This window comes from Flavobacterium sharifuzzamanii (assembly GCF_003254585.1).
GTDB classification, from domain to species: domain Bacteria; phylum Bacteroidota; class Bacteroidia; order Flavobacteriales; family Flavobacteriaceae; genus Flavobacterium; species Flavobacterium sharifuzzamanii.
Window position 1 is genome coordinate 159,250 of record NZ_QJGZ01000042.1, and the last position, 19,257, is coordinate 178,506.

12 protein-coding genes are annotated in these 19,257 nt (G+C 34.3%); 11 read left to right on the forward strand and 1 reads right to left on the reverse strand.

What is annotated here, in order from left to right:
- Positions 1–41 precede the first annotated feature (41 nt).
- Complete coding sequence (locus DMA14_RS20420) at positions 42–1,955, reverse strand: SPFH domain-containing protein (RefSeq protein WP_111426355.1); 1,914 nt, start codon at positions 1,953–1,955, stop codon at positions 42–44.
- Between the two features lie 675 nt (positions 1,956–2,630).
- Between DMA14_RS20420 and truA the strand changes: the two genes are divergently transcribed.
- The 11 genes from truA (at position 2,631) to DMA14_RS20480 (ending at position 19,252) form a co-directional block, all read left to right on the forward strand.
- Positions 2,631–3,365 carry a tRNA pseudouridine(38-40) synthase TruA gene (truA, locus tag DMA14_RS20425; RefSeq protein WP_111426356.1) on the forward strand — a complete coding sequence of 245 codons (735 nt, stop codon included), beginning with the start codon at positions 2,631–2,633 and terminating at the stop codon, positions 3,363–3,365.
- A gap of 83 nt (positions 3,366–3,448) precedes the next feature.
- A complete protein-coding gene (locus DMA14_RS20430; protein ID WP_111426357.1) occupies positions 3,449–5,203 on the forward strand; it encodes an ABC transporter ATP-binding protein in 1,755 nt (584 codons plus the stop codon).
- A 16-nt stretch (positions 5,204–5,219) separates the two neighbouring features.
- Positions 5,220–6,797 (forward strand): sensor histidine kinase, encoded by a 1,578-nt coding sequence (locus DMA14_RS20435; protein ID WP_111426358.1) that lies wholly within the window; start codon positions 5,220–5,222, stop codon positions 6,795–6,797.
- Positions 6,798–6,883: 86 nt separating this feature from the next.
- Complete coding sequence (locus DMA14_RS20440) at positions 6,884–9,481, forward strand: zinc-dependent metalloprotease (RefSeq protein WP_111426359.1); 2,598 nt, start codon at positions 6,884–6,886, stop codon at positions 9,479–9,481.
- A 16-nt stretch (positions 9,482–9,497) separates the two neighbouring features.
- Positions 9,498–12,836 carry a SusC/RagA family TonB-linked outer membrane protein gene (locus DMA14_RS20445; RefSeq protein ID WP_111426360.1) on the forward strand — a complete coding sequence of 1,113 codons (3,339 nt, stop codon included), beginning with the start codon at positions 9,498–9,500 and terminating at the stop codon, positions 12,834–12,836.
- A gap of 12 nt (positions 12,837–12,848) precedes the next feature.
- Positions 12,849–14,168 carry a RagB/SusD family nutrient uptake outer membrane protein gene (locus DMA14_RS20450; RefSeq protein WP_111426361.1) on the forward strand — a complete coding sequence of 440 codons (1,320 nt, stop codon included), beginning with the start codon at positions 12,849–12,851 and terminating at the stop codon, positions 14,166–14,168.
- A gap of 137 nt (positions 14,169–14,305) precedes the next feature.
- Positions 14,306–15,070: a LytR/AlgR family response regulator transcription factor gene (locus tag DMA14_RS20455; protein ID WP_111426362.1), complete on the forward strand. Its 765-nt coding sequence runs from the start codon at positions 14,306–14,308 to the stop codon at positions 15,068–15,070.
- Positions 15,071–15,295: 225 nt separating this feature from the next.
- Complete coding sequence (locus DMA14_RS20460; RefSeq protein ID WP_111426363.1) at positions 15,296–15,880, forward strand: NUMOD4 domain-containing protein; 585 nt, start codon at positions 15,296–15,298, stop codon at positions 15,878–15,880.
- A 418-nt stretch (positions 15,881–16,298) separates the two neighbouring features.
- Complete coding sequence (gene lpdA / locus DMA14_RS20470; protein ID WP_111426364.1) at positions 16,299–17,687, forward strand: dihydrolipoyl dehydrogenase; 1,389 nt, start codon at positions 16,299–16,301, stop codon at positions 17,685–17,687.
- A 562-nt stretch (positions 17,688–18,249) separates the two neighbouring features.
- Positions 18,250–18,432, forward strand: coding sequence for a SymE family type I addiction module toxin (locus DMA14_RS20475; RefSeq protein ID WP_111426365.1), 183 nt, complete (start codon positions 18,250–18,252; stop codon positions 18,430–18,432).
- Between the two features lie 70 nt (positions 18,433–18,502).
- The gene (locus DMA14_RS20480; protein WP_111426366.1) at positions 18,503–19,252 is read left to right on the forward strand and encodes a DUF2314 domain-containing protein; all 750 of its coding nucleotides are present in this window, start codon (positions 18,503–18,505) and stop codon (positions 19,250–19,252) included.
- Positions 19,253–19,257 lie beyond the last annotated feature (5 nt).

The window sequence follows — 19,257 nt, forward strand, 5'->3', positions numbered from 1 at the left end:
CGCAAATCGGATTTCTAATATTATAAATTATTAAATGATTATTACTTTTTAGGATTTTTACCTTCCTTCAATTCTTTGGTATCCATCATTTCCATCAATTTCAATCCTAATAGACCACTGATTGAGCCGTCAGAACCTCCGTTTCCTGAAATTAATACATCTGGAATCACTTTGATATTTCCTTTACCAATTTCTTCGGTTACTTTGTAGCGGGTAAAGTTGTCTCCACCCATTGCGCTAACTTGCAATTGATATGCTTCTGCAGTAGATTTACCAATCGCCATAATTTTCTCTGCTTCAGCCAAACCGGTTTTTGAGATTTTTTCAGCTTCTGCACTTGCGTTCAGTCTTGTTGCTTCAGCTTGTGCTCCTGCTCTTGCTTTTGTCGCTTCGGCTTCAGCGCTTGCACGCATTTTTGTAGCTTCAGCTTCAGCATTTACATTCAGTTTTAAACTTGTTGCATCTCCTTCAGCTTTCTTAACAGTTGCATCTGCAGTACGTTGTGCGATTTCAACACTTTGCGAAGCTCGTACAATTTCTTTCTGCATATCTGCAATTGCCGTTTCTTTTTCCATTCCCTGACGCTGTTCTTGCGCCAATTTTTGGGTCTGATATGTTTTCTGCTCTTCTTCGGCCAATTTTCTGTCTGTCAACGTTTTCATTAACGAATCTGGCGGAACAATATCTCCAATTAGGGTATCTACAGCATTTACGTTATATTCATCAAGAACTAATTTAATATGGTTTTTAGCCGATTCTTGACGTTCTTTTCTTGTAGTCAAAAACGAAATCACATCGCTGTCCTGAGCTGAGTTTCTGAAATAGTTACCAATTGTTGGCTCTAAAACCTGAGAAACTAAGTTATTCATACTTCCGAAACGTGCAATTACTTTTGGCGCTTCGGCTGCCGGAACGTGAATGATTTGCGCAACGTCAAGATTGAACGGGAAACCGTCTTTTGAACGAACTGTAATCGTAGATAAGTTTTTATCCAAATCATGCGATTCACTTCTAGCGTTAGCCCAGTTTAAGACTAAATTTGTTGTTGGTACAGGTTCTAACTTGGTTGTATACTTATTCAAAGCATATTTTCCTGGTCCAAAAGGCTCCATCCAAACACCACGCTGTCCTTTTGAAACGATATTTCCGTGTTTAAAAGTGTCACCTGTAACGTCTTGCCCATCTTCTCCAATATAAGAAATCACAACACCAACATAACCAATTGGAACATCTGTCATTGGGTTTTGTTCAATTAAAATTCCCCAAGTATTAATATAGTAAGAACCTGCTAACATAACCTGTGGCTGCAAACCACGGTTTCCGCCATGTTCAAGGAATTTATCAAAATCCTGAAAATTGTTATGACTATCTACAAATTTACCTGCAATCTGTCCTTGCGGAATTGGTTCACCATCTAGAGCTGTAACAATACCAATCATGTTTTCATAAATTTTGATTTGATCTGTAATTACAATCTCAAACAAAAACGTATTGATACGATACGATCCTGTTGTGATAAAAGCAGTCTGACGTCCTTTTTGTCCGCCGTTGTCTAAAAATGCTGTTGCATCTTGAAAGTTGTCACTTTCTACTTTTCTAGCTAAGATTCTTCCTGTCGGAATTTCTTTTCCATCTTTACTTAAAACCAGTCCAATTTTTCCTTCCGGAATTAATGTAAAACTAGTCATATCAATTGAATACTGCCAAATCCACATTCCCCAATATAATCCTGGAGCAAGTGTTTTGGCCTGATAGCCTGCCTCGCCTTTTGTAGCGATAATTCGGCCGTCGGGTAATGATTTGTCTGCGCCAAACAAAACAAACTTTTTGGTTACTAGACCAATTTTATCTTCAGGAACAATCACCATTCCGAAGAAAACGCGCAAAATAAATTTGTAAAAAAGAATGGCAAATACAATTAAAAGTATCCACCAATAAGAGGTAATTTCATTCATAGTTTTTGATATTTAGTGATGCAAACATAGGAGAAATATGATGTGTTAAAATGAAAAATTTTAAAATTTAACATTTAGAAATTTCTGACTAAAAATGTTAAAAAATAGTTTCAATTATATCGTTGGAATTGTCAATTTCTGACACGATTTTTAGCTGAACAAACTATGATTTGCATTTTAGGTTTTAAAGGATTTTAACAAAGTTTCTTAGATTCTGAGATACTAAGAGACTAAGTTTTTGTTTTTAGATTTTATAGAAATGGATGTTTATTAGTTAGAAATTATATCGAAAAATATACCTATATATAAGTACAATTTTTCTAATCTGGCGTTAGACGCACTGCAGTGCGTCTCTACAGATACAAACAATCGAAAAACCTCTGCAACTCTGAACCTTTGCAACTTTGTCACTAAAAAAGTTAGACGCACTGCAGTGCGTCTCTACAGATACAAACAATCAAAAAAAACCTCTATTACTTTGGACCTTTGCAACTTTGTCTCTAAAAAAGTTAGACGCACTGCGGTGCGTTTCTACAGATACAAATAATCAAAAAACCTCTGCCACTCTGAACCTTTGCAACTTTGTCACTAAAAGAAAAACTTAGAACCTTAGCATCTTAGCATCTTAGAACCTTTTTTTCATACCTTTGCCACTCAGAACCTCTGTCCCTTAAAATGAGATATTTTATTCAATTCGCTTACAACGGAACACATTATCATGGCTGGCAAATACAGCCAAATGCTTCTTCAGTTCAGGAAACTTTAAATAAGGCTTTTTCGGTTTTATTAAATGAAACTATCAGCATTATGGGTGCTGGAAGAACAGATACTGGCGTGCACGCAAGTGAAATGTATGGGCATTTTGATACAGAAAAAACTTTGGATATTCCGGTTTTGGTTTATAAATTGAATTCGTATTTGCCAAAAGACATTGCGATTTTTGATATTAAACTAGTTCACGATGATGCGCACTGTCGCTTTGACGCAACAAAACGGACTTACGAATATCATATCAATACCGTTAAAAATCCGTTTTTACAGGAATTGAGCTGGTATGTGACGCAAAAACTAGATGTGGATTTAATGAATGAAGCGGCACAATTATTATTGAAGCATACCGATTTTCAATGCTTTTCAAAAGTTAATACTGATGTAAACACATTTGATTGCACGATTTTTGAGGCGTTCTGGAAACAGGAAAACGGAAAACTGATTTTTACCATTTCGGCAAATCGGTTTTTAAGAAATATGGTTCGTTCAATTGTGGGAACTTTAATTAATATAGGATTACACAAAATCACACTGGCAGATTTTGAAAACATTATTGCCAGCAAAAGCAGAGAAAAAGCTGGATTTTCGGTTCCGGCACATGGTTTATATTTGACCAATATTTATTACGATTATTTATAGCTATAAGCTATAAGCTGTAGGCTTTAAGCACTAAGTGTTAAGCCTAAAGCCTAAAGCCTAAAGCTTAAAGCTTGAAAAAACAAATGAAAGCAAAAGCATTCGACACAGGATTATTCAAACGAATTTTAAAATATACCCGCCCTTATAAATGGCGTTACTATGGCGTAATTATTTTCGCCATTTCGCTGTCTATTTTTGCCGCACTTCGCCCTTATTTACTGAAAGAAACGGTCGACGGCTACATCAAAACTCATGATAAAATGGGATTACTGCTGTACATCATTTTGATGGGAGTGGTTTTACTTATGGAGGTCTTTTCTCAATTTTATTTTGTGTACTGGGCAAACTGGCTCGGTCAGGATATTGTAAAAGATATTAGAACCAAACTTTTTCAGCACATTTTGAGTTTCAGAATGAAGTACTTCGATCTGGTTCCGGTGGGACAATTGGTTACTCGTGCCGTTTCGGATATTGAGTCGATTGCTCGAATTTTCAGCCAAGGTCTGTTTATGATTATAAGCGATTTGATGAAAATGGTGGTGGTGTTGATTTTTATGTTTTACATGAACTGGAAACTAACTTGGATTGTCGTAATTGCTATGCCAATTTTGGTTTATGTTACGAGAATTTTCCAACGCAAAATGCAAGTTGCTTTTGAGGAAGTAAGAACACAAATTGCCAATATGAACTCGTTTGTTCAGGAGCGTGTAACAGGAATGAAAATCGTTCAGCTTTTTAACCGCGAAAAAATCGAAGCCGAAAACTTCAAAGAAATCAATAACAAACATAGAGTCGCTTGGATAAAGACGATTTTGTACAACTCGATCTTCTTCCCGATTGCCGATATTATTTCGTCTATTACTTTAGGTTTGGTTGTAGTTTACGGTGGTTTTAGAATCTTGAACGGAGATCATTTTACGACTTTTGGAGATTTATTTTCGTATACCATGTTTATCGGAATGCTTTTTAATCCGTTAAGGCAAATTGCAGATAAATTTAACGAGATGCAATTGGGAATGATTGCTGCCAATCGTGTTTTTGATATTATCGATACACAAGATCATATTCAAGATACGGGAACAATTGAAGCGCCAGTTTTTAACGGAAGAATTGACTTTAAAGATGTTCGTTTCAGTTATATTCCAGAAGAAGAAGTAATAAAAGGAATTGATTTGTCGGTTTCAGCTGGACAGACTGTTGCTATTGTAGGTTCTACGGGCGCAGGAAAATCGACTATCATTAATTTATTAAATCGTTTTTACGAAATCAATAGCGGAACAATATGTATTGACGGAGAAAATATCGAAAACTACACTTTGGCTTCTTTGAGAAAACAAATTGCTGTTGTTTTACAAGACGTATTTTTATTTGCCGATACGATTTATAACAATATTACTTTGCATAATCCAGCAATTACGAGAGATCAAGTAATTGATGCGGCAAAGAAAATTGGTGTTCATGATTTTATTATGAACCTTCCAGATAATTATGATTTTGATGTAAAAGAGCGAGGCGTTATGCTTTCTTCGGGACAGCGACAGCTTATTGCTTTTTTACGTTCTTATGTGAGTAATCCAAGTATTTTGATTTTGGATGAAGCCACTTCTTCAATTGATACCTATTCGGAAGAAATGATTCAGCGTGCAACAGAAACGATTACAAAAGGAAGAACTTCTATTATAATTGCACATAGATTAGCAACAATTGTAAATGCAGATAAGATTGTGGTGATGGATAAGGGATTGATTGTTGAACAAGGAACGCATCAGGAATTATTACTGAAAACTGATGGTTACTATAAAAATTTATATGACTCGCAATTTGCTGTGGCAAACTAAGTCATAATGTTACTTTTTGAAATTTAGATTAAAAAATATTACTTCTAGGCGTGCTTTTTTAATATACGTTGTTGTCTCGATTCTGATTACGGTTTCGTCGGTTTACATTCTGAGCAATCTGATTACAGATTTGACCGAAAAATCAAATGATGATATAGCAACGCGCAACTTCCTTAAAAAACAAGAATTCATGTCCGAAGAACTTTCGAAGTTCTTGGAACAGGAAAAAAAGATTGAACAAGTTCTAAAAATCAGCACTTCGGGAAACCTTGACAACAATTTAAAGCTTTTGTCTTCTCTTCAGGCAAGTAATAAATTGATTGTGAATAATTGGTTTCAGATTAATGAAAACACTATTCAATACGGAAATCCTTCTATTTCTAACGAAATTAAAAAAGATATAAAAGCATTTCTTCTTCAAAATGAAAATGCCAAACATCTCAGTGTAATTCTTCCGCAAGGAAAGGAACGGGTTTGGCGCATTTATTTTAAATTAGTTTCAGAAAACAAAACTGTGGTAAAATATGGTTATGACATCAATTTAAGACTGCTTCATAGTTACATTTCTAAAATAGACAAAACAAAAACAGCTACTAACTACGCTTTTGTTTTTGATAAAAATGGAACCTGCATTTACCATCCCGAAATTGCTTTTCTTGGAAAAAACATCTTTAAGATTTCGTCTCTTAATCCGTCTGATACGATTTATAGCAAAAAACAAGATTTCGTCAAAAGAACCACTTTATCTGAGTACTTGCAATTGGATGTTATTCGTTTTACCAAAAAACTGGATATCAAAAACTCAAACTGGTTTGTCTGCGTTAACGTTCCTAAAATGGTCGCTGACGAAAATGTAGCTTTGGTTAAAAAATATTCAACTTCGATTTATTCGATCACAACAGTAATGTTGCTTTTGATTTTTTATCTTTTCTCTTATGCCAACAGACGTGCTTACAGAGAAAAGGGAATGGTCATCAAAGAGAAAAATAAACTCTTGGTTGAGAATGAAAAAATCATCAAAGAAAAAGCTTTGATTCAGTTGCAACAATTAAAAGAGCAGATTAATCCGCACTTTTTGTTCAATTCGCTCAATTCGCTTTATATGCTTATTGGAAGTGATATTAAAGTTGCGCAGAAATTTACTTTAAACTTATCCCGTATTTATCGTTATTTAATTGATCCGCCAGAAAAGAACATTGTTCCTCTGAAGGACGAATTATTATTTATCGAAAAATACATCTTTTTGCAGCAAACCCGTTTTAAGGAAGAGTTATTCTTTTCTATCCAAATTGAAAACGAAGCCGCATTAAACAAACACATCCCCTATCTTGCTTTTCAGATTGTGGTCGAAAATGCTATTAAGCATAATAGAGCCACACAGGAAAGTCCACTTACTACAAAAATCCTGATTAAAGAAGATCAGGTAATTATCAGCAATACTCTTCAAAAGAAATTGACTGCAGAACCGAGTACTAAATTTGGGTTAAACTACCTAAAGAGTATTTACAATTATTATTCAAAAACAGAATTTAAGACATCAGAAAAAGATGGCTATTTTGTTTGTATTCTTCCATTAATATCCATTCACTCCTAAAAAAAAGCCACTCACTCCTTTTTGTTTTTTTTCCGAACTAAAATAAAATAGTTTCGGATCGAAAATTAACCTAAACTTAACATCTAATGAAGGAAAAATCATTCCTGCATAATTTGATAATATTTTGCATATCCTTATTACTATTATCGTCACTTACTGTTCATTCTCAAAAGAAAAAGAAAGACAAAAAAGAGGACAAAACTGAAATTAAAAAAGATTCTACCGATTCTAAGAAAGGTAAAAAATACGACGACCTTGTCAAAAAAGGTTCTGTCAAAAAAGGACTGTTCAATGTCATTCAGGTAAAAACCGATGTTTATTTTGAAATTCAAGACAGTTTATTCCAAAGAGAATTTTTAGTAGTAAACAAATTATCTCAAGTTCCTTTTCAAGTAAATGAAGCTGGCTTAAACAAAGGAATGAATTATGAAAACAAAGTCATTAGTTTTTATAAAGATACAATTGCAAAGAAGGTTTGGGTAAAATCGTATGTTCCTAAGGTTTCTTCACCAAAAGAAGATGCGATTACACAATCGGTTCAAAATAATTTTGCCGAATCTATTATTGAAGTTTTTGATATTGAAACCAAAAACAACGATTCGACTTCTGTTGTTATTAAAGTAAACAAGATTTTTGACGGAAAACAAAAAAGCTTCAATGATGTTTTGAGCAACATTGGTTTTGGAGGATCTGTAAAATCTGATCTTTCTTATATTGAAGGAGTAAAATCTTTCCCTAAAAACATTGTTGTAAAATCACAACTGACAACTTCTGTAAGCGAAGGCGGGCCGGCATTGTCGGTAACGCTTGGCGTAACAAGCAATATTATTTTACTGGATAAAACGCCAATGAAACCACGTTTTTCTGATAACCGAATTGGTTTCTTTTCTGAAAAACATTGGTATTTTGCCGATGCACAGCAGGCAATGGTTGAAAAAGAACTTATTACACGTTGGAGATTAGAACCTAAAAAAGAAGACGAAGAAAAATATTTGAAAGGTGAATTAGTAGAGCCGAAAAAACCAATCGTTTATTACATCGATCCATCGACTCCAAAACAATGGAGAAAATACATTATTGATGGAGTACACGATTGGCAGGCAGCTTTTGAAAAAGCGGGTTTCAAAAACGCTATTATAGCAAAAGAACCTACTGATAAAGATTTGGATTTTGATATTGATGACGTACGTTACTCTGTAATTACGTATGCTGCTTCTCCAAAATCAAATGCGATGGGGCCATCTGTGGTTGACCCAAGAAGCGGTGAAATTATCGAGGCTGATATTATCTGGTGGCATAATGTAATGACTTCGCTTCAAAGCTGGATGCGCATCCAAACAGGACCAATTGATCCGAAAGCTAGAGGAAATAAATTTAGCGATGAACATATGGGAGAAGCAATTCGTTTTGTTTCGTCTCACGAAGTGGGCCATACTTTTGGTTTAAAACACAATATGGGTTCTTCTTTTGCTTATGATGTAGAATCGTTACGTTCTAAAGAATTCACAGCAAAAATGGGCGGAACTGCTCCATCAATTATGGATTATGCGCGTTACAATTATGTGGCACAGCCAGAAGACAATGTTACAGTAATTACTCCAAAAATTGGAGAATATGATAAATATGCTATTGAATGGGGTTACAGATGGTACTCGCCTAACGACAACGAAACAACAAAACTAAACGCCTTAATTACCAAACATCAAGATGACCCCATTTATTTTTATGGCGAACAGCAGGGAAATGTAATTGATCCTCGTTCTCAGTCTGAAGATTTAGGGAATGATGCTATGAAAGCAAGCGAATACGGTTTGAAAAACTTAAAGCGTGTTGTAGATAATATTTTAAGCTGGACTTACGAAAAAGATCAGTCTTACTACGAAACAGGCAAACTGTATATTGGAGCTATTGGCCAGTGGCAAACATACAATGAGCACGTATTAGCTAATATTGGTGGTGTTTATTTAAATACGACGGTTCACGGCGATAACAAACAAAGTTATGTTCCGGTTCCTGCTGCAATGCAGAAAAGAGCTGCAGATTATTTAGTTAAAAATGTACTTACAATTCCGCAATGGTTGTTTTTCAATGATATTTTAGAGAAAACAAATCCGCTGAAAGATTCTCCTTTTGGACCTTATGAGTATACACCATACACAATGGCACGAGGATTACAATACGATGCTATGTACAGCTTGTTCAGAGATGACCGTTTACTTCGAATGACAGAGAATGAATTATATCAGCGAAATAAAACTAAAGAACCAGTTTTTACCGTAAATGATTTGTTTAAAAAAATGCATCAAAACGTTTTTGCTGGAACAATTGCGAATAAATCACTATCAATTCTGGAGCGTATGACACAAAAGAATTATGTAGATGTATTAATTATTTCGACAAATAAATTATTTGAAAAAACCGAAGCGAAGAAATCAATCGAAATTCAGGAGACTTTAAGCATGCCGCATTTATGCAATTATTTAAATGATGCACATACAGCAAGAAATATCAATAATGCTTTTTTAAGTAGAGTTGCAGAAGTAACCTCAGATAAAAAAGGCGAATTAATAAAAGTCCTTCAATTATTAAAAACTAAAAAAAGTACAGGAGACCAATCTACCCAAAACCATTACCGCGATTTGATCCAACGAATCGAAAAAACCCTAAATAATACAACCTTTTAATACACAACCCAAAAACATGAAAAAAATTTTACAAGCCTTACTGCTGTTCCTGGCCATCGCAGGATACTCGCAGGAAACCCGAACCATCACGGGGATCATTCAAGATGCAGCAGATTCATCACCAATTCCTGGCGCATCGATCTTCGTTGAGAATAATTCGATATCAAACAAAACTGCTATGGCAGGTATTATCCATAGTGAAGCAATTGGAACTACCTCAGATTTTGACGGTAAATTCAGCTTGAAAATCGCAAAAAACGTTACTACTTTGAGAGTTACATTCATGGGATACAAATCGTATACTCTTGAATTATCTGCTCAAAAAGATTATACTATTGCCTTAAATTCTGAAACAGCAAAACTTCAAGAAGTTCTTATAACAGGTTATCAGAAAATTGAAAAAAGAAAGTTAACATCTGCTATTACAAAAGTAGATATGGCTTCTATTCAACAGACCGGTGTATCTAGCATTGACCAATTATTGATTGGACAAGTTGCCGGAGTTGCTGTTACTACTCCATCAGGAGCGCCAGGAGCTGCAGCAAAAATCAGAATTAGAGGTACTGCTTCTTTAAATGGAACACAAGATCCTTTATGGGTATTAGACGGACTTCCGTTAGAGAACAATGATGTTCCAAAAAATTACGATAAAGAGAATATCGATTTATTAAGCAACTACTCTATTGCTGGTTTAAATCCAGACGATATTAAAGATATCACCATTTTAAAAGATGCCGCGGCAACTGCTATTTATGGTGCTCGTGCTGCAAATGGTGTAATCGTTGTTACGACTAAAAAAGGAAGAAGCGGTAAAATGACTGTTAGCTTCAACACCAATACTTTTATCACGCAAAGACCAGAATTTTCAAAATTAAACTTGATGAACTCTAACCAAAAAGTTGATCTTGAACTTAATATGGCGAGCCGTGCAGATTTGACTTACAGAGACACCGGTGGGGATGTTGCTCGTATCCTAAATGGAGCGAATGAATTAGACGCATACAGAGCCGGTGGATTCTCTTCTTTGAGTCCGCAAACACAACAGTCAATCAATAACCTAAGAGGTATCAATACAAATTGGGGTAATTTATTATACCAAAATGCGATCAACACACAACACGGATTAAGTTTGTCTGGAGGTAGCGAAAGATCTGACTACTATTTCTCTTTAGGATATTATGATGAAAAAGGAACAACTATTGGCACTGGCCTTAAACGTTACAATTTAACTTTAAAAAACAGCTACGACATTACTGATAAATTTAAAGTGGGTGTAGGTATTTTTGGTTCAGATACAAAAACTACTTCATACGTAACAGATACTGATGGTTTTACAAATCCTGCAAACTATTCAAGAAACGTAAACCCGTATCTTACTCCTTATAATGCAGACGGAAGTTATAAATACGATCCAGACATTGCTTCTTATTCTGATATTAAATTGCCTTTTAATTTCTTAGAAGAAAGAAACAATACTTCTTACGATTTAAAAACAAGAGCTATAAAAGCATTGCTTGACGCTGAGTACAAAATCACAAAAGATTTAAAAGTATCAAGTCAATTAGGTTTACAATTGGATAATTCTTCTAGCGAGAAATTTGCTGGCAAGGAAACTTTTTACACTAGAAAACAAAAAGAAAAAACAAGCTATTATTCTGGAGGAGTTCAAAAGTATTTCCTTCCTGAAGGTGGCATTATTCAAAATACAAACACAGACTTTTTTCAGTACAACTTAAAAACAATGGTGAACTATTCTAAAACTTTAGGAGAGAAACACGAAATTGAAGTAATGGTTGGTAATGAATTAAGAAGAAATAAAAACACTTCTATCTTGACAAGAGGTTTTGGTTATGACGAAAAGAATTTGACAACACAGCAAATTATTTTCCCTAACTCGAATTCTGTTAATGACGCTATTTACAAAACATTCATAAAAACAGAAAAAGAAAATGCCTTTGCATCATTCTTTGCAACAGCGGCCTATACTTACAATAGAAAATATAGCTTCTACGGAAGTGTGCGTTATGATGGTTCTGACTTGTTTGGTGTAGATCCAAAATACAAATACTTGCCACTTTGGTCAACATCTGGATCTTGGTTAGTATCTCAAGAAAATTTCTTAAAAGACAGCAAAACGATTTCTAACTTAAGACTTCGTGCTTCTTACGGTTTACAAGGTAATATTGATAAAAACACTTCACCTTATGTAGTTGGAGAAAATAAAACTACTACTATTTTACCAGGACAGACAGAACCTATAATTGAAGTAATGACTCCTCCAAACAGCAAATTGCGTTGGGAAAAAACAGAAAATACCAACTTAGGTTTTGATCTTGGTGTGTTCAACAACCGTATCAGCATTGTAACTGATTTCTACGGAAGAAAAAGTACCGATTTAATTGGTATGAAAGCGCTTCCTTTAGAAAATGGTTTTGAATTTACCAATATGAACTGGGCGCAAGTAAGCAACAAAGGTTATGAAATTGCCTTGGCTACAAAAAACATAGATCGTCCTAATTTTAAATGGAATACCACAATTAATTTTGCTCATAACAAAAGTAACATTGACCGTTTAGAAATAAGAGACAACAGTTACTTGCCAAACCAAGAAGGTCATGCTGTAAACGCTGTTTTCGGATTTAAAACAAACGGAATTGACGAAAACGGTTACCCATTATTTGTAAACAAAAAAGGAGAAACTGTAAATGCACAGACTTTCTTTGGTCTATTTGATCCTTATGCTGAATTCTTGCCTGGAGAAATTACACAGTCAAGTTTAACGCCTGCAGAATTTAGAGATTTATTTGTTTACCTAGGAGACAAAGATCCTAAATTTACTGGAGGTCTTACAAACACGTTTAAGGTTCGTAATTTTGATCTTACGATTGCAGCGTCATTCAATATCAAACAAACAGTTACCAAAACGCCTCCTTACAACGGAACAATAGTAGACAGAGGACAGAATTATACAACTGATATTTTAAACGCTTGGTCACCAACCAATACTTCATCTAATTTACCTGGTATTACAAGTAAAGATTCTGGTACAGGTGATTCATGGATGGCATATAGCTGGTTTTCTGGTGCAAATCAGATCAATACTTATAACTACCTAGATACTTGGGTTAGCGAAATGAGTTATATGAGATTAAGTAGTGTTCGTTTTGGTTATACATTTCCAAAAACATTCACAGATCACATCAATATTCAAAGTATTCGTTTAAATCTTGAAGCAAGAAACTTATTTGTGATAAGCTCAGATTACAAAGGTTATTTTGATCCTGAAACTTACGGAAACATTTATGCACAGCCAGTTCCTAGATCATTTACTTTAGGACTTAATGTTACTTTCTAAAAACTAAAAAAGATGAAAAAATTCTCAAAATATATAACATTATTCGTTGCTGCTATTGCCCTTAGCAGCTGCGATGACTATCTGGACATTACTCCAGTAGGAAAAGTAATTCCAGAATCGCTAGAAGAATTTCGTGCAGTTCTAACCAAAGGATATGCTTCATATCCAGAGCACAAATCATTGTCTACAGTTCGTACAGACGAATTAGTAATGAACGAAGACAACAGTGAAGTTTCTATTTATAAAGATATCTATTTATGGAAAGATGCAAATCCTGATAAAAGCACATTAGAATTTCACTATCAAGATTTATACAATGTCATTTTTTACACGAATGTTGTTATAAATGAAGCTTCAAAAAAAGTAGAAGCATCTGAGGAAAAAGATCAATTATTAGGAGAAGCTTATGCTTTGAGAGCAATGGCAAACTTTGATTTGGTTAACCTTTTCGGAAAACCTTACAATCCTTCAACTGCAGCTACAGACAAAGGAGTTCCGTTAGCCTTAGAAATTGACTTAGAACAAGTTTTTGTCCCACAGAGTGTAGAAGCTGTTTACAATCAAATTATTTCTGACACTAAAGAAGCCGAGAAATTAATCAACATAAGCAAGCAGACAACAGGATTAAACTATCGTTTCTCAAAAGTTGCTTTATTTAGTTTAGAAAGCCGTATCTATTTGTATCAGCAGCAATGGCAAAAATCATTAGATGCTGCCAACAAAGCTTTGGAATTCAACAATACTTTAATTGACTTAAAAGCAACTCCAGTTCTGGCTACAAAATTTGACGGAAAAGAATCAATTTTAGCATTAGAAGATGGATATATAGTCGGTATTCAAAGAGCTTCATTTGCTTCTCCAGATTTAATTGCAGCGTATAACAAAACAACAGATTTACGTTTCTCGCTTTATTTTTCAGCTAGCGGAAGCCGTTTCAAAATTCTAAAAGGAGGAAATGACAATCAAAAGTCATCTTTCAGAACTTCAGAATTGTATTTAACAAAAGCTGAAACCTTGCTGAAACTGGACAATATTAACGATGCTAAAGCAACAGTTTTAAATTTCATTAAAAACAGATACTCAGCTACTGGATATACACAGCTAGAAGGTGAAGTTAATGCAATGAATGCTGCAGATTTGACGAACTTCATTTACGAAGAAAGACATAGAGAATTTGCCGTAGAAGGTCACCGTTGGTTTGATTTAAGAAGAACAACTCAAAAACAAATCGTTCATAAATTCTTGAGCACCGAAAGCACTTTAATACAAAATGATCCGCGTTATACCATTATTTATCCAGCAAACGCGAGATTGAACAATCCCAATCTATAATTTTACCTAATTGTTTTTTTTAAAAGGTCTAGTTTTTACAGCTAGGCCTTTTTTTTATAAAATCGATGCAACAAAATGCACTCTTTATTGCGTATAAAAATTCCTGATTTTATCTTTGCACTACAAATACCTGCAAAATGAAAATTGCTATTGTCGAAGATGAACATCTTGCTTCCAGCTATCTAAAATCTATTTTAGAACAGCAGGACGTTTTGTCGATTGCAGCAATCAGCGTTTTAAAATCTGTAAAAGAAGCTGTCGCATTTTTTAGCGAAAACAAAGTAGACCTCGCTTTTATGGACATTCATTTGGGCGACGGAAAAAGTCTTGAAATCTTCGAAAAAGCAGATATCTCCTGCCCTGTTATTTTTGTAACGGCTTACGATTCTTATGCCATTTCGGTTTTCAAACATTTTACAATAGATTATCTTTTAAAACCGTTTGAAGAAGAAGAATTATTGGAAGCGCTTCAGAAATTCAAAAAAATAAAAGACAGTTTTAACAGCGATTCTACGCTTCAATCTTTAGTTGCAATAGAAAACCCCGAAAGCAATAAAATACAGCGCCATTTCTTAGTAAATCACGGCTATAAAATGATTTCTATTAATGAGAACGAAATCACCTATTTTGCTGCCACTGGAAAGCATCTTTTTATTCATATAAAATCTGGAAACAGCTATTTGTACAATAGCACTTTGACAGAAATTATAAATAGTCTTGATCCATTTCGTTTTTTCAAAATAAACCGGAAATATATTGTTAGCCGAGACAGCATTAAAGAAGTTATAAAACATTCTAATCAGAAAGTTGAATTGATTTTGACGGTTCCTGCAGCTGAATCTGACGCTATTTTCATCAGTAAAAAGGAAATCAACAACTTCAAAAACTGGCTGGATCAATAATTTAATAATTATTTAGCTATAAAATTACATTAATTCAAAAAACAGAAAAACTGCGTTTTTGATAAATTGTGATTTAAAATCCGACTAAAAACTATCAAAAACACTTTAAAACGTTAAATTAGCGTTATAGAAATCATAAAATTGCCCTTTCACAATCAGTAAGATAGCTGAAATTTTTGGTTTATTATTTATCTTTGAGAATATAGAAATCAAATGTAAAAGACAATGCCACAAAATAGATTTTATCCTGATGAAAAATTCAAAGAAATAGAAATAAATGCCTCATTACAATTAAGATACGCCATTTCAAATCGAGGAAGATTAATAAGTTTTACCGACGATATTGAAAACGGACGCATTCTTAAAGGCGGTTTAAGCGACGGATATCCAACTTTCCGTTTTAAGGTTAAAAAAGACGATAAAATCGTAAACAAATATCTCTTCTTATACAAACTAGTTGCCCAATATTTTATTCCGAAAGAATCGGAAGAACAAACTTATGTTCTGCATTTAGATTACAACAGAGCCAACGATGATGAAAAAAATCTTCGCTGGGCAACCAAACAAGAAATGATGGCGCACAGTCGTAAAAGTCCGCGCGTGATTCAAGCAAAGAAGAACTTAATCGAACACAACTTAAAAGCTGACGGCCGAAAATTAACCACTACAAAAGTGATGTTAATCAAGAAAATCCTTGCAAGACCAGAACAAAAAACACGTCTTAAAATGATTGCAAAACAATTCGGCGTAAGCGAAATGCAAATTAGAAGAATTGCCAGCGGAGAAAACTGGGGACACGTTAAGATTTAATGGTGAATGGTGAATTATTAATTCATAACTCATAATTATATAAGCCACAGATTAAAAAGATTAACACAGATTTTTTAAAAATCATTTTAATCTTTTTAATCTGTGGCTTATTTCTTTACCATCAACTATCAACTATCAACTATCAACTATCAACTATCAACCATCAACTATCAACCATCAACCATCAACAATTACTCACCAAATCACAAAAATCAATTCATAATTCACAATTTACAATTCACAATTACTTCGGTTTCTGTGAAAAGACCAAAATCTGTACGTGTAAAACCAAATTTTCAGGCGTTCATTTAAAATAAATCCTTAAATTCGCAAACACAAATAACAAAAGAAGAAATCGAAAGATGAGTTTCGGAAATATAAACTTCATTTTCGATAGTTAATACTAAAAGCAAAAAAAATGAAATACGACGTTATTGTTTTAGGAAGTGGTCCTGGAGGATATGTAACAGCGATTAGAGCTTCACAATTAGGCTTTAAAACAGCTGTAGTAGAAAAAGAAAATCTAGGTGGAGTTTGCCTTAACTGGGGATGTATCCCAACAAAAGCGCTTTTAAAATCTGCTCAGGTTTTTGATTACCTTAAACACGCTTCTGACTACGGATTGAAAGTTTCTGAATTTGATAAAGATTTCCCTGCAGTTATTCAACGCAGCCGTGGTGTTGCTGAAGGAATGAGCAAAGGTGTTCAATTCTTAATGAAGAAAAACAAAATTGACGTTATCGAAGGTTTTGGAAAATTAAAACCAGGAAAAAAACTTGACGTTACTGATAAAGACAATAAAGTTACAGAATATAGCGCTGATCACATTATCATCGCAACTGGTGCCCGTTCTCGCGAGTTGCCAAACTTACCTCAAGATGGTGTAAAAGTAATTGGATACCGTCAGGCAATGACTTTGCCAACTCAACCAAAATCTATGATTATTGTTGGTTCTGGAGCAATTGGAGTTGAGTTCGCTCACTTCTACAACTCAATGGGAACTGATGTTACTATCGTAGAATTTATGCCAAACGTAGTTCCTGTAGAAGACGAAGATATCTCAAAACAATTTGAGCGTTCTTTGAAAAAATCAGGAATTAAAGTAATGACTAACTCTTCTGTTGAGCGTATCGACACAACTGGAGCTGGAGTTAAAGCTTTCGTTAAAACTGCAAAAGGAGAAGAAGTTCTTGAAGCTGATATCGTACTTTCTGCAGTTGGAATTAAAACTAACATTGAAAACATCGGATTAGAAGAAGTTGGTATCGCCATTGACAGAGATAAAATCTTAGTAAACGCTTACAACGAAACTAATATTCCAGGATACTACGCAATTGGAGACGTTACTCCAGGTCAAGCTTTAGCTCACGTAGCTTCTGCTGAAGGAATCAACTGTGTGGAGAAAATTAAAGGTCTTCACGTAGACCCAATCGATTACGGAAACGTTCCTGGTTGTACTTATGCAACTCCAGAAATCGCTTCTGTTGGTTTAACTGAAAAACAAGCAAAAGAAAAAGGTTACGAATTAAAAATTGGTAAATTCCCATTCTCAGCTTCTGGAAAAGCAAAAGCTGCTGGAAATGCTGACGGATTCGTAAAAGTAATTTTCGATGCTAAATACGGAGAATGGTTAGGATGCCACATGATTGGTGCTGGTGTTACAGATATGATTGCTGAGGCAGTTGTAGCTCGTAAACTAGAAACTACTGGTCACGAAATCCTTAAATCTATCCACCCTCACCCAACAATGAGCGAGGCTGTTATGGAAGCTGTTGCTGATGCTTACGGCGAAGTAATTCACTTGTAAAAATATACCGTTTTACGGTTATATATAATTCTCAATTTATAAAATCCGATTTGTGAAAACAAGTCGGATTTTTTTATTTCAATATATTTAAAGTTCGTCTAGTTTGTCATTTCGAGGAACGAGAAATCACACGCGAAAATCTACAAAGAAATACCGCAAAATAAATCTCCAATATTTGTCATTTCGACATATTCAAGTTTCCAAGATAACCGTCTAGTTTTGTCATTTCGACCGAAGGGAGAAATCTCCGTAAGTAGCTCGACAAAGATTAGTAAAAATCATTGCTAATAACTTTACTTTATGGAGTTTCTCGCGAAGATTTCTCCTTACGTCGAAATGACAATACTTTATCTTAAAATCAGATTTGCAAAACAAATTCTATTTTAAACATTGAAAATTGTTAATAAAAATCCTTTCTGTCATATTTTAAGTTGACAACATTCTCAATTATTCATTAGAAATTTGATTCATCCTAAAAACATCTAGTTTTTAGGATGAATAACAATACTGTATCTAAAAAAAAAAATAAACTCTTAAAGTAATGTTTGAAAAAAACTCGAAAATGAAAAATCAAAGAAAGTTAAAAATTCATAGTAAATTTCAAACAAGAACTTTCAACGACATAACAATTCCGTCAATAAAACTGGAAGGAAAATGGCTCGAGAAAATTGGGTTTGAGAAAGGAAAAATGGTGATTGTTGAACAAAAGAAGAACAAAATCACAATTACGTTAGAAAAATCATAAATCCTTCAATATCATTTCTTCCAAAGTAATAAAAAGATTACTTTTATCAATCATTACAAAAATTCACTTTATGGAAGAAACAAAAATATTCTACGCCGACGGAGAAAACCCAAAAATGATTGAAGCTTACAAAAAAGCTCAAGAAACCTTTAAATATTTCTGGAGAGAACTATCTTGGGAATACCGAAGAATAGTTCCAGGATTGGATGTTGCCTGTGTAAAACTAGCTTTTACTCAAGAAATTGACAATGAAACCGTAGTAGAACACATGTGGATTAACGATGTAAATTTCGATGGAGAAAACATTTACGGAATCTTAGTAAACGATCCTGATGAATTAACAAACGTAAATAATGGAGACGAAATTGCAATTCCAATAAATCAAATCAGCGATTGGTTATTTGCCATTAATGGACAGACATACGGAGCATTTACAATTCAAGCCATGCGTTCTGAAATGAGTGAAGGCGAAAGAGAATCTCATGATGAGGCTTGGGGACTAGATTTTGGCGATTTTAACGACATTTTGATCATAAACGAACAAAAAGAAAAACCCGAAAATCTCATTGAACATCCAATGAGCAAAAACATGAGGGAAAGCCTTATTGAATTTGTAACCAATAACCCAGAAGAAGTATCCAATCAAGATGAATTAGGCTATACTTTTCTACATCGCGAAACTATTGCAGGAAATCAGACTTCTGTAGAAGTTTTACTGGAATCTGGCGCAGATAAAAATGCTACAACCGCGACTGGCAAAACTGCTTTAGATTTTGCCAAAGAATTAAAGTGGGATCATTTATTGCCTTTGCTTCAATAGAAAAC

What these genes read in the sequence shown, in the direction of transcription:
- DMA14_RS20420 (WP_111426355.1), bottom strand. Translation starts at nt 1,955, where the DNA reads ATGAATGAAATTACCTCTTATTGGTGGATACTTTTAATTGTATTTGCC.
- truA (WP_111426356.1), top strand. Translation starts at nt 2,631, where the DNA reads ATGAGATATTTTATTCAATTCGCTTACAACGGAACACATTATCATGGC.
- DMA14_RS20430 (WP_111426357.1), top strand. Translation starts at nt 3,449, where the DNA reads ATGAAAGCAAAAGCATTCGACACAGGATTATTCAAACGAATTTTAAAA.
- DMA14_RS20440 (WP_111426359.1), top strand. Translation starts at nt 6,884, where the DNA reads ATGAAGGAAAAATCATTCCTGCATAATTTGATAATATTTTGCATATCC.
- DMA14_RS20445 (WP_111426360.1), top strand. Translation starts at nt 9,498, where the DNA reads ATGAAAAAAATTTTACAAGCCTTACTGCTGTTCCTGGCCATCGCAGGA.
- DMA14_RS20450 (WP_111426361.1), top strand. Translation starts at nt 12,849, where the DNA reads ATGAAAAAATTCTCAAAATATATAACATTATTCGTTGCTGCTATTGCC.
- DMA14_RS20455 (WP_111426362.1), top strand. Translation starts at nt 14,306, where the DNA reads ATGAAAATTGCTATTGTCGAAGATGAACATCTTGCTTCCAGCTATCTA.
- DMA14_RS20460 (WP_111426363.1), top strand. Translation starts at nt 15,296, where the DNA reads ATGCCACAAAATAGATTTTATCCTGATGAAAAATTCAAAGAAATAGAA.
- lpdA (WP_111426364.1), top strand. Translation starts at nt 16,299, where the DNA reads ATGAAATACGACGTTATTGTTTTAGGAAGTGGTCCTGGAGGATATGTA.
- DMA14_RS20475 (WP_111426365.1), top strand. Translation starts at nt 18,250, where the DNA reads ATGAAAAATCAAAGAAAGTTAAAAATTCATAGTAAATTTCAAACAAGA.
- DMA14_RS20480 (WP_111426366.1), top strand. Translation starts at nt 18,503, where the DNA reads ATGGAAGAAACAAAAATATTCTACGCCGACGGAGAAAACCCAAAAATG.